Source organism: Mycolicibacter senuensis, assembly GCF_002101885.1.
Lineage (GTDB): Bacteria > Actinomycetota > Actinomycetes > Mycobacteriales > Mycobacteriaceae > Mycobacterium > Mycobacterium senuense.
In genome coordinates this window covers 1-12,841 of record NZ_LQPS01000035.1, presented here as the reverse complement: position 1 = coordinate 12,841, position 12,841 = coordinate 1, and the positions used below count along the sequence as shown (strand labels likewise).

3 protein-coding genes are annotated in these 12,841 nt (G+C 71.6%); all 3 read right to left on the bottom strand.

All coding sequences use genetic code 11. The features are described from left to right. Nucleotides 1–7: 7 nt before the first annotated feature. Entirely contained in the window at nt 8–4,423 is a 4,416-nt protein-coding gene (locus tag AWC24_RS09820) for a type I polyketide synthase (protein ID WP_085084405.1), read from the bottom strand. Beyond that, complete coding sequence (locus tag AWC24_RS09815) at nt 4,420–9,876, bottom strand: type I polyketide synthase (protein ID WP_085084403.1); 5,457 nt, start codon at nt 9,874–9,876, stop codon at nt 4,420–4,422. Before AWC24_RS09815 ends, AWC24_RS09820 begins: the two co-directional genes overlap by 4 nt. Further along, the coding region (locus AWC24_RS09810; RefSeq protein WP_133055713.1) for an SDR family NAD(P)-dependent oxidoreductase at nt 9,876–12,841 on the bottom strand (2,966 nt) is incomplete at its 5' end. The genes AWC24_RS09815 and AWC24_RS09810, both read right to left, overlap by 1 nt.

Sequence of the window (12,841 nt, the reverse complement as noted above, 5' to 3'; positions counted from 1 at the left end):
TGAACGGCTAAGACAGCTCGACCAGGGTCATTTCCCCGTCTTCGGCGTCGGCCGAGGCCATCTCGTCTTCGGCGATGGCTTCGGCGACCAGATCCATCACCGCCGTCGAGAACGCGTCGGCGATAGCGCGCACCGTGGTCTCCTCGATGCGGCGGCTGTCATACCACCAGTCCAGGTGCAGCACCCCAGCGGAGCGGTAGGCCCGCAGCTCCAGCGCATGTCCCAGGCCCGCAAGCGCCTCGCGCACCGGCATCGCGGTGTCGGGGTCGAACTGCACGGGCGCGTCCTGCGCGGCCGGCAGCTCGGGGATCGCCCCGACGTAGGCGAAGTGGATCTGGGCCGGAGCCGCCGAGCCGAACAACCGCGCGGTCGGCGCATACAGGTAGCGCAGCAGCCCGTAGCCGATCCCGTAGTGCGGTACCGCCCCCAGGGTCTGGTGGATCTCGTCGAGCAGCCCGCGCGCGCCCGACCCTCCGGCGATCGAGCAGTTCAGCGTGACCGGGTAGATCGTGGTGAACGATCCGACGGTGCGCCGCAGGTCGACATCGGGTTTGAGCACCGAACGGCCCGTTCCCGCCATGTCGACGGCGACGGTGCCCTCGCCGACGGCCGCTGCCACCGCGCGGCTCAGCCCGGCCAGCAGGATCTCGTCGATCGGCAGCCGCAGCCGGCGCCGGGCGTCGTCGATCTCGCTGACGTCGGCCGCCGCCAGCGCCGAGGTGAGCTTGGCCAGATCGGCTGTCCCCGGCGGCTCGGCGACGTCGGCGCCCAGCCGCAGGGTTGCGGCTTGTGTTGTCCGCAACCAGAATTCGCGGCTCTCCAGTACCGCCGGGTGGGTGGCCAGCCCCGCGCAGCGTTGCGACCATTCGGCCCATCCGACGCCGACCGGCTGCAGTTCGATGTCGTTGCCCGCCAGCTGCTGACCGAACGCGGTGAAGATGTCGGTCAGCAGGATGTCGCGGGATGCCTCGTCGCCGACGATCGCGTGCAGGCTCAGCGCCAGATAGCACACGTCGCCTGCGGCACCCCGGATGTAGAGGGCGGTCAGTGGCGGGCAGGACAGATCCTGTTCGCCGATGTGCTCGGCCAGCATGGTGCGCACCGCATCGTGCTCGGCGGTGAGACCCTCCGGCAGCGAATGCGTGCTGATCTCGCCGAACTCGCCGGGTTCGGCTACCTGCTGTTCCCAGGTTCCGGCCCGCTCGGTGATGCGCAACCGCAGGGCGTCGTGGTGATTGACCACCGCGGTGAGCACCGCGCGGACGTCGTCGACGGAGACATCGGGGCGCAGCCGAAGAATCAGCGGGATGCGCCAGTGGCCGTGCTCGCGAACACCGTGCTCCAAAAAGTACGTGATGTTCGGCGGAACGGGCGGGTGCTCGACCTCGCCGGGTGACTGGCGGGCCAACCCGCCCGCGGCGTAGCGGGCAGTCAGTGCCTTGGCCAGCGCCGACACCGTCGGGTTGTCGTAGAGGTCCTGCGGGGTCAGGTCCAGTCCCTCGTGGGAGGCGGCCATCGCGACGCTGATCGCCACCAGCGAGTCGCCGCCGATGTCGAAGAAATTGGCGTTGCGGTCCACCGAGCTGACACCGAGGCAGACCGCCCAGATGCGTTGCAGCGTCGCGTCCATGGACGCCCCGGCCGAGCCGCCGGCGCCGTCGGCTCCGGACGAGCCGGTCGCCGCGGCACCGTTGTTCGAGGCGGCCCCGGACACCCAGGTGGCGCCGGCGTTGTGCTCCAGCCAATGCCGTTGGCGCTCAAACGGATAACCCGGAACCGTGACACGTTTGGGCTGGTAGTCGCCGCGCAGGCCAGACCAGTCCACCTCGACGCCGGCAGCCCACAACTGGCCGAGCGCCAGCAGGAAGGTGTCCCGGTCGTCGCGGTTCTGAGCGTGGTGGCGCATCAGCCGGACGGTTCGGTGCCCGCCGGCGAACTTCGGATGGCGGGCCGCCGAAGCGGTCAGCGTGGCCCCGGGGCCCACCTCCACCAGGACGCGGTGCGGGTCGCCCAGCAGGGTGTCGATCTCGTCGGCGAAGCGCACGGTCGCCCGCACGCTGCGTGCCCAGGTCGCCGGATTGGTGGCCTCGCTGGCCGCCATCTGAGTGCCGGTCAGGTTCGACAGCAGCGGGATCTGCGGTTCGCGCAACGTCTGCCGGGACAGGAAACCGGTGAACTCCGGGATCATCGACTCCATCAGCCGGGAGTGGAACGCGTGCGAGGTGCGCACCCGGCGCGCGTTGATCCCGGCCTGCTTGAGCGCCTCGGTGAACGCGCGGATGGCGTCTTCGGCGCCGGCCACCACGCAACCGTCCGGGTCGTTGACCGCGGCGAGGTCGACGTCGGCGGTCAGGTAGGCGCCGACCGCGTCGGGGCTCAGTGGCACCGCCACCATCACACCGCGCGGCGCGGCATGCATGAGCCGGGCCCGCATGGCGACCACTTTGATCGCGGTGTCGAGGTCGAAGACACCGGCGATGGTGGCCGCGGCGTATTCGCCGATGCTGTGGCCCACCAGCGCCGCCGGGCGCACCCCGTAGCTTTCGACCAGCTTCGCCAGCGCGTATTCGACCGTGAACAGCGCCGGTTGGGTGCGATCGGTGCGTTCGAGGTCACGGGAGGTGCCCTCGAAGATCACCGCGCGCAGGTCGAAGCCGAACTCTGCGTCGAAGCCGGCGATGCAGCGGTCGAAGTGCTCGGCGAACACCGGTTCGGTGTCGTAGAGCCCGCGGGCCATCCCGATGTGCTGTGCGCCCTGGCCCGGGAACAAGAACACCACCCGGTCGGTGTCGGGCGCATCGGCTGGGCGGTCCAAGCCCTCGCCGACGAAGACGTTCTCGCTCTCCTCGGCGCCGAGCACGGTGGCCGCGTCGGCCCGGTCGGCGACCACGGCGGCCAACCGGAGGTTCTCCGGGTGCCGGCGGGCCAATGTGTAGGCGACGTCGGGCAGGCTGGGCGCCTCGGCGTCGGCACCGGCCAGTTCGGCCGCCAGCTCCGAGCGCCCCTGCTGCAGTGCCTCGGCGGTGCGCGCCGACAGCAGCAGCACCTGAGGGCCGGGCTGGGGTGCCGCGCCCACCGGCGACTCTTCCGGCCATTCTTCGACGATGACGTGCGCGTTGGTGCCGCCGACCCCGAAGGAACTGACCCCGGCTCGGCGGACGGACTGCTCGGTTTCCCAGGGCCCGTACTCGCTGCGGATCCGGAACGGCCCGGAGTCCAAGTGCAGTTCGGGGTTGGGGCTGGTGTAGTGCAGCGTGCCGGGTATCGCTCGGTGCTTGAGGCACAGGATGGTCTTGATCAGGCTGGCGATGCCGGCCGCCGATTCCAGGTGCCCGATGTTGGATTTGACCGATCCGACATAGCAGGGGCCCGAGCGCTGCTCGTCGGAGACGGCGAAAGCCTGTCGCAGGCCTTCGATTTCGATCGGGTCGCCCAGCGGGGTGCCGGTCCCGTGCGATTCGACGTAGCTGATGGTGGACGCGTCGACCTCGGCGACCGCGTGCGCTTCGGCGATCACGTCGGCCTGCCCGGCGGCGGTGGGTGCCGCGTAGGTCATCTTGGTGGCGCCGTCGTTGTTGAGCGCCGAACCGCGGATCACCGCGTGGATGCGGTCACCGTCCGCCACGGCCGCCTCCAGGGACTTCAGCACCACCACGCCGACACCGCTGGCGAAGATGGTGCCGTCGGCGCGCACGTCGAACGGCCGGCAGTGCCCGGTCGCCGAGACCATCGAGCCGGGTTCGTGCCAGTAGCCGACGTGGTGCGGAATCCGCAGCGACGAACCGCCGGCCAGCGCCATGTCGCATTCGCCGCCCAGGATGCTCTGGCAGGCCAGGTGCACCGCGACCAGCGCCGAGGAGCACGCCGTCTGCACCGACAGCGCCGGGCCCCGCAGGTTGAGCTGGTGGGCCACCCGGGTGGCCAGATAGTCCTTGTCGTTCTGCAACGACAGGTTGACCATCTCGAAGCTGACACCTTGACCGATGATGAGGTTCGGGTCGTAGTGCGACATCAGGTTGTGCAGCAGGTAGCCGCTGGTGGTGCTGGTCCCGTAGACCCCGACCGACCCCTCGAGTTCCCCCGGCCGGTAGCCGGCGTCTTCCAGGGCGTGCCAGGCGGTCTGCAGGAAGAGCCGGTGCTGCGGGTCCATAGTGCGTGCGGCCAGCGGTGTGAAACCGAAGAAGCCGGCGTCGAACTCCTCGATACCCTCCAGCAACGCCGCCCGCCGCACATAGTTGTGGTTCGCCAGCGCCTTGTCGCTCACGCCGTTGGTGCGCAGCTCGTCCTCGGACAGCGTGACGATGGATTCGGTACCGTTGCGCAGGTTGTTCCAGAACCCGGTCAGGCTGCGGGCGCCGGGAAACCGCCCGGCCATCCCGACGACCGCGATCGCGTTGGGGGGCAGTTCGTTGTGGGTGCTCACGTTCGGTCTCCTACTTTTCGCCGCGACGCCGCCCGTTGCCGTGCCGCGGCACGCTGCTGGGCGCGGCTCCGGACACCGCCGACATCGCCGGCGCCGTCGGCATTCTCCTGCGCGGCCAGGCCCAGTTGGCGGATCAGGTCGGCGGCCAGGTCGGTCAGTGAGGCGCCCTGCAGCAGCAGCGCAACCGGCGGCTCCGCCCCGAAGTCGCCGCGGACGGTGTTGCGGATGCGCACCGCCATCAGCGAATCCATGCCGAGCTCGGTCAGCGGCCGGGCGGGGTCGATCGCACTGCCTTTGGGATAACCCATGATGGCCATGATCCGCGAACCCAGCCGGCCCACGACCGCCTTGGCGGCCTCGGCGGCGTCGAGTTGCTTCAGGCCCTCCGGGCCGGGCCAGTCGTCGTCCTCGCTGTCGAGGTCGAGCTCGGCGGCCAGCGTCGCGAAGTAGCCGAGTTGCTGCAGTTCCGGGAACGCCGCGGCGACCCGGTCCAGGCGCAACCGCGCCACCCCGACCCGGGCCAGGTCGCCGCCCAGAATCGCCTCCAGCGCCTCCATGCCCTCGGCCGGGTCGATCGGGTCCAGCGCACTGAACTTGAGCTCCTGGGCGACTCCGACGCCGGACCACTGGCCCCAGTTGATCGTGATCGCCGGCAGTCCGGCGGCCCGCCGCCACGCCACCAGGCCGTCGAGCCAGGCGCTGGCCGCGGCATAGGAGGCCTGTCCGGGTGCCCCGAGCAGCGACGACGTCGAGGAGAACCCGACCCACCAGTCCAGGTCCTGGCCGGGCTCTCCCACCGTCGCCTCGTGCAGGCGCAGCGCTCCGGTCGCCTTCGGCGTCCAGACCCGCTCGAGGGTGTCGTGATCGATACCGACCACGATCTGGTCGTCGATGACGGCGGCGCCGTGGACGACACCGCGCAGCGCATACCCGGTCTCCGTCGCGGCGGCCACCAGGCTCTCGGCGACACCCGGGGCGGCGAGATCACCGGAGACCACCGCGATCTGGGCCCGTTCGGCGAGCTCGTCGAGCACCCCGCGCTGCTCGTCGGAGGGCTGCGAGCGGCTGTTGAGCACGATGCGCGCGGCGCCGTGGTCGATCAGCCACCGCGCCACGACCAGGCCGATGCCGCCCAGGCCACCGGTCAGGACGTAGGCGCCATCGGAGCGCACGGCCGGGGCGCCGGTCGCCTCCAGGGTGGCCCGCTTGAGGCGTTCTGCGTAGCGCCGCTCCCCGCGCCAGGCCACCACGTCGTCGGTGCCCGCCAGACCCAGTTCGGTGATCAGCGCCGCCGCCGGATCCGCGGCCGCGTCCAGGTCGACGACACCGGTCCGCAGGTCCGGGTGCTCGTAGGCCAGCACCCGCACCAGCCCCTTGAGCGCACAGATGGACGGGTCGCCCTGCTCGTTCGACTCTTCCGCACCTACGGTCAGGCCGTTGCGGCCGACCAGCCACAACCTGGGTGCGGTGCCGTGCCAGCCGGAGACGACGGTGCGCACCGTGGCGGCAACCGACCAGGCCAGCTCGCGGCCGCGCTCGGCCGCAGCGGCCGCGTCGAAGGAACCGTTGTCGGCGAAGACCAGCACCCCGACCGGCGGCCGGTCCGGGTCGCCGGCGGTCTGGGCGAAGGCCTCCCGCACGGCCGGCTCGCTGGTCAGGTCCGCGGTGATCACCCGGCGATTGTCCGAGGCGAATCGGTCGGCGAATTCGGTTGCGAACGCCCGACTTTCGTCGCCCTCGGTCAGCACCAGCCAGCTGCCGTCGGCGGCCGCCGGGGGTGCCCCTGGCACGTCGGCGTCGATCCACTCGGTGTCGAAGATCTTCTGGCTCAGGGGCAACGGCACCGTGCGACGCTGCACGCGCTGCAGGTAGATGCCGGACAGCTCGGCGGTGATCGTCCTGGTGTCGTCGGTCAAGGTGACCCGGCCCAGGATGCCGCCGTCGTCGTGGCTCACCAGTTCGGCGTAGCCGCGGGCCCGCCGGCCCACCTCGCCGAAGACCCGGATGCTCTCCACCGCGACCGGAAGGTAGGTGGCTTCCTCGGCCGCCGGGCCCGATCCGCTCAGCGACTCGTCGGGCAGCGCCGCGGCCAGGCACTGCAGCGCCGCGTCGAGCATCACCGGGTGGATCCGATAGCCCCGGTGCGCGGTCGCCTCGTCGGGCAACACGATCTCGGCCTCCGAGCCGCCGCCCGGCTTGCGGACGATGCGGGTCAGCGCGGCGAACGCCGGTCCATGCTGCAGACCGGTGCGGCGCAACGCGGTGTAGAGGTCCGCCGGTGACAACGCGGTTCCGCCCCCGCCGGATGCCGGGCGCTGCGCGGCGGCCGACTCCGGGGCGGCTGCCGCGACCCGGGCGACAGCGTGGCGCGACCAGGCGCCGCCGGGCGCGCGCGAGTGGATCTCGATCCGCAGTTCGTCGGAGCCCTCACCGTCGGGCAGCAGTCGGGTGGTCACCTCGGTCCGGGTGTCGACCCGCAGCATCTGCTCGACCTCGACCCGGTCCACGGCGACCGCGGACGCGGGCAGGCCCAGCGCCTCACCGGCCGCGGCAAGCGCCATCTCGGCGAAGCCGGTGGCCGGCATGACGACCTGGCCATGGACCTTGTGGTGGGCCATCCATGCCACGACGTCGGTGCCCACGTCGGCCTGCCAGACGTGGCCGTGGCCCGACGGCAGCTCGACGTGTACGCCCAGCAGCGGATGCGCGTCGGCCGAGTGCCGGTTCGCCGCGGTCACGCCGGCCCAGTACCGCACGTGCTGCCAGGGGCGCGGCGGCAGCTCGGCGCGCCCGACCCCACCATCGGGTTGCGGCGCCGCGGCCGCCGGCGGCGCGACGGTCGCCAGGTTGGTGTGAAAGCTCAGCGCTTCGGGCTGGTCGCGCAACAGGGTGCCGGTCACGATGCCGTCGCCAGCGGGCCGCGCCGACTCCAGGTTTCCGTTGATGGCATGCGACAGCAGCGGGTGCGGGCTGACTTCGATGAAGGTGCCGTGACCGGCCGCGGCCGCCGTGACGGCCTGGCTGAACCGCACCGGGTTGCGCAGGTTCTGCACCCAGTAGTCGGCATCGAATGATCCCGGTGTGTCACTTCCGGTTTGGCCGACAGTGCTGATCAGCGGAAGCTGCGGGGCCGACGGCTTCACGTCGGCCAGCGCGGTGGCCAGCTCGCCCAGGATCGGGTCCACGGTGGGGTGATGCGATGCCACGTCCACCTCGACGCGGCGGGCCAGTTTGCCCTGGGCGTCGACCACCGCGATGACCGCGTCGACCTGGTCGGGCGGGCCGGCGATGACCGTCTGCTGCGGGGCCGCATACACCGCCACGGTGATGTCGGAGTGCTCGGCGACGAGCTTCTCGGCTGAATCGGCATCGAGCTCCAGCAGCGCCATCGCGCCCTGGCCGCTCAGCCGGGCCATCAGCGTCGAACGGGTGGCGATCACCTTCAGGCCGTCGGCCGGGGTCAGCGCACCGGCCACCACGGCGGCGGCCACCTCCCCCATCGAATGCCCGATCACCGCGTCCGGCTCGACCCCGTGGGAGCGCCACAGCGCCGTCAACGCCAGCTGCATGCCCACCAGGACCGGCTGGATGCGGTCGATGCCGACCACCGGCTCACCGGATTCCAGCACGCCGCGCAGCGAGAACCCGACCTGCGCGACGAAGTCCGGTTCCAGCTCGTCCACGGCGGCGGCGAACGCCGGCTCCTCGGTCAGCAGCTGACGGCCCATGCCGGCCCACTGCGATCCCTGACCGGAGTACAGGAACACGGTGCCCTTGCCGGCCCGGGCGCCGCGGGCGCCGACCACGCCGGGCGCCGGGTAGCCGCCGGCGACCGCGCGGAGCCCGGCCACCGCCTGCTCGGTGTCGCGGGCGCAGACCGTGGCGAACCGGGCGTACCGACTGCGGTGGTGGTTGAGGGTGTTGGCGACGTCGGCCAGTGGCACCGCGGCGCCGGGGCCGGCCAGCCAGTCGGCCAGCGTCGCAGCCCAGGCCGCCACCCGCTGATCGGTCTTGCCCGAGACCACCAGGGTGGCCACCGGGTCGGCCGGCGCCGGCGCGGGTGCCGGGTCCGGGCCCTGCTCGAGTACGACGTGCGCGTTCGTCCCGCCCAGCCCGAACGACGACACCGCGGCACGTCGCGGGCCCTCGGCCGCCGGCCAGGGTGTCATCTCGGTGGGGACGAACAGCCGCGTCGGGGACGGGTCGATCGCCGGGTTCCACTTGGAGAAGTGCAGGTTCGGCGGGATCTGCCCGCGTTGCACCGACAGCGCGGCCTTGATGAAGCCGGCGATCCCGGCCGCGGCCTCCAGGTGGCCGATGTTGGTCTTCACCGCGCCCAGCGCGCACTTGTCGGCACCGCGTCCGTAGACCTCGGCGAGCGCCTCGAATTCGATCGGGTCGCCCAAGCCGGTTCCGGTGCCGTGGGTTTCGATGAGGTTCACCGAATTCGCCGCGACGTCGGCGCTGCGCAGCGCGCGGGTGATCGCGTCGCTCTGGGCGATGGTGTTCGGTGCGGTCAGCCCGTTGGACCTACCGTCTTGGTTGATCGCCGAGCCCCGCACCACGGCCACCACCCGGTCGCCGTCGCGGATCGCGTCGGCCAGGCGCTTGAGCACCACGATCCCGGCGCCCTCGCCGCGAACGAAACCGTCGGCCCCGGCGTCGAAGGTGTGGCACCTCCCGCGCGGCGACAGCATTCCCCACTTCGCCATGGCGATCTGGGTTTCGGGCCGCAGGATGAGGCTGACCCCGCCGGCCAGGGCCAGGTCGCTTTCGCGCATTCGCAGGCTCTGGCAGGCCATATGGATGGTGACCAGCGAGGACGAGCACGCCGAGTCCATCGCCACCGCCGGTCCGCGCAGACCCAACAGGTAGGCGATCCGGCCGACCGCGACGGCGTGCGCGTTGCCGGTAGCCGAGTAACCGTCGATCGCATTCGGGTTGGACGCTGAAATCCCTTGGTATTCGGTGTAATACACACCCATCATCACCGCGGAGCGGATGCCCGCCAATTGTTCGGGCGACACGCCGGCGTGCTCGAGCGCCTCCCAGGCGACCTCGAGCATCAGCCGTTGCTGCGGATCCATCGCCTCGGCTTCGCGCGGGGAGATGCCGAAGAAGTCGGCGTCGAAACCGGCGACATCGGAGATGAAGCCGCCCCACTTCGACGACATGCGCCCCGGGACCAGTGGGTCCGGGTCGTAGTACTCGTCGGCATCCCAACGGTCCGGCGGGATCTCGGTGATGGCGTCGCGGCCGCCTGCCAGCAGGTCCCAGTAGGCGTCCGGGCCGGAGGCCTCACCGGGGAACCGGCAGCCGATCCCGACGACCGCGATCGGCTCGGCGGCAGCGATCCGGGACGCCTTCTCGAACTGCTCGGTCAGCGCCCCCCGCTTGTCGGCGCCCATGGCCGACATCCTGTTGAAGATCGACGTCTTGGAAGGTCCCGTCATCAAAAACTACCGCTCTCGCTCCCGGTCGATGCCGACTCGACCTGATCGAACAACTCGTCCAGCACACCGCCGGAGGAGTCGAACGTCAGATGACCGTCATCTTGTGCTGCTTCGTCCTGCGGGGCGTACCGAGATGCCAACAATCCCACCAGATGCGTCGCCAAAGCTGAAATGCTGGGGTGATTCCATAGCATCGACGCCGACAAATCCACCCCTACCAGTTGCTGCGTCTCTTTCAGAACCGTCATCGCGATCATCGAGTCGAGACCCATCTCCGGGAACGGCTGGTCCACGTCGACCGCTGCCGCCGAGGTCCGAAGCTCGCGGGCCAGGATAGCCCGCAGCCGGACCACCAGTTCGTCGTGTCGCTTGTCGGCGGGGATCTGCGCCCAGTCCGGCGCCCCAGCGTCACCCCGGTCCGCGGCGCTGCCGCTGCCCTCCCCGGCACCCACCGTCGAAGCATCGCCGACCAGGTCTTCGAAGAAGGTCAGGTCCCGGAACTCCGGCGAGGTGGCAACGGCCCGGTCGATGCGCAATCGGCCCACCCCGACCCGGGGCCCGAGGGACTCGGCGTCGAGCACCGCGTCCAGTGCCTCGACGCCTTCGGCGGGGCTGATCGGATCGAGCACGCTCAGGCTCATCGAGCGTCCGATACCCACGTCGGACCACTGGCCCCAGTTGACGGCGGTCGCCGCCAGCCCGGACGCGCGCCGCCAGGTCATCAGGGCGTCCAGCCACGCGTTGGAGGTGGCATAGCCGAGCTGACCGGGTAGCCCCAGCAGGGCGGCCATCGAGGAGAAACCCACCCACCAGTCGAGCGGACGATCCGCGGTGGCGGCATGCAGCAGCGCGCCGCCGAGCGCCTTGGCCGACCAGGTGCCCTCCAGGCTCTCGGGGGTCACCGCCGTCACGAGCCCATCGCCGAGCACACCGGCGGCGTGTACGACGCCGCGCAGCGGCCGGCCGGTCTCCTCGGCGGCGGCGACCAGGCGTTGCGCCACCCCCGGTGAACTGATGTCGCCGGCGACGTAGGCGACCTCGGCGCCGGCGGCCAGTTCGTCGAGCACGGCCCGCTGCTGCTCGGAGGGCTCGCTGCGGCCGTTGAGGACGATCCGCCCGGCGCCGCGCGACACCAGCCAGCGCGCGACGACCGTCCCCAGCCCACCGAGACCACCGGTGAGCAGGTAGGAGCCGTCGGCGCGGACCTTGGCGTGGCCGGCGTCGGAGGCCTGCGCGGCCTCGCCGAGCGAGGCCCGGGTGAGGCGTTCGGTGTAGCGCTGGCCGGCGCGCCAGCCGATGATGTCGTCGCGGAGCGGGGCCTGCAGTTCGGCCAGCAGCATGCCCGCCACCGCGTCGACGTCGTCGGCTGCGTCCAGGTCGACCAGGGTGGCGGCCAGGTCCGGTTCATCGGCGAGCACCCGGGCCAGTTCGCCGGGGAACCGCCAGGTGCGGACCACGCCCTTGAGTGCGCCGACGGCGGGGTCGCCCGGCTCGCCGGCGCCGACCGCCAGCCCGCCCCGGCTGACCAGCCACAGCCGGGCACCGTTGGCCCCCGACCAGCCCTGCACTGCCGCCCGGGCCGCGGTGGACGCGGTCCAGATGAGGTCGCGGGCACGGGCCAGCGCTTGCGGGTCGGCGATGTCTGCGCCGTGCTGCGCGAGGACCACCACGATGCCGGCCGGCGGGTGCGCGGGATCGGCGCCGGCTTGCGCGACCGCCTCGGTCAGTGCCGGTTGGTCGGCGAACGGTGCGGTGATGACCTTGCGGTCCGGGCCGGCCAGCCGTGCCGCGAATGCCGACGCCAGGCGCTTCGTTCCGCCGTCGCCGTCGCCGGCGGCGTCGGGCTCGGTCAGCAGCAGCCAGCTGCCGGCCGGCGCGCCGGTGGGCTCCGGCGCCGCGGCTTCGATCCATTCGGTGACGAACAGTTTCTGCTCCAGCGGCACCCGCAGTGAGCGCGGGTCGACCGGACGCAGTTCGACGCCGGCGAGCTCGGCCAGCACGGCCCCCGAATCATCGGTCAGGACGATCCGGCACACTGCCGCGGTGTCGTCGCGGCTGGTCAGCTCGGTGTGGCAACGCAGTTGACGGCCCATCCGGCCGAGCACCCGCACCGCGGCCACCGCCGTCGGCGCGTAACCCGCGTCGGACTCCGGCGCCGGGATCGAGGCGGCCAGCTCATGCAACGCGGCATCGAGCAGCGCCGGGTGCAGCTGGTAGGCGGGATGGGTGGTGGCGCCCTCGGGCACCGTGAGCACGCCCTGGCCCGACGGCGCATCCGCCACCGGCTCCGCCGGTGCCGGTGTGATGTCGGCGACGGCATAGCGCGACCACGCTTCGCCGGCGGCCCGGGCGTGGATCTCGAGGCGGGGCTGCGCGTCCACACCGCTGAGCTGGGTGGTGACCTGCACCCCGCCATCGAGCACCAGCGGCTGCTCGATCTCCAGGCCGGTCACCGCGATCGACTCGACGGGCCTGCCGAGTGCTTGGCTGCCCGCTGCCAACGCCATTTCGATCAGGGCCGCTGCCGGCAATACGGTTTGTCCCTGGATCTGCTCGACCGGCCACGGCAGCAGTTCGGGCCGCAGTTCGGTCTGCCAGATGTGGTCGCGGCCGGTGAGCATCTCGACGTGCGCGCCGAGCAATGGGTGGATGTCGGTCGGCTGGCCGCCGCCGACCGGCCCGTAGATCCAGTGGTGGGTGTGCTGCCACGGGGCGGGGGGCAGTTCGGCGAAGCCACCGGTCTTGCTGCCGGCGCCGCCGAAGCCGAGTTCGGCGAGGTGCAGGTGGAAGCTGAGCGTTTCGTCGTCGCCGCGGCGCAGTGTCGACGTCACGGTCGCCGGTTCGGCTGCTGCGGCCTCGACCGTCTCGATGATCGAGTGCGTCAACAACGGGTGGGGGCTGATCTCGATGAACGTGCCGTGATCGCGTGCCGCGGCGGTGATGGCCTGACTGACCAACGCCGGCT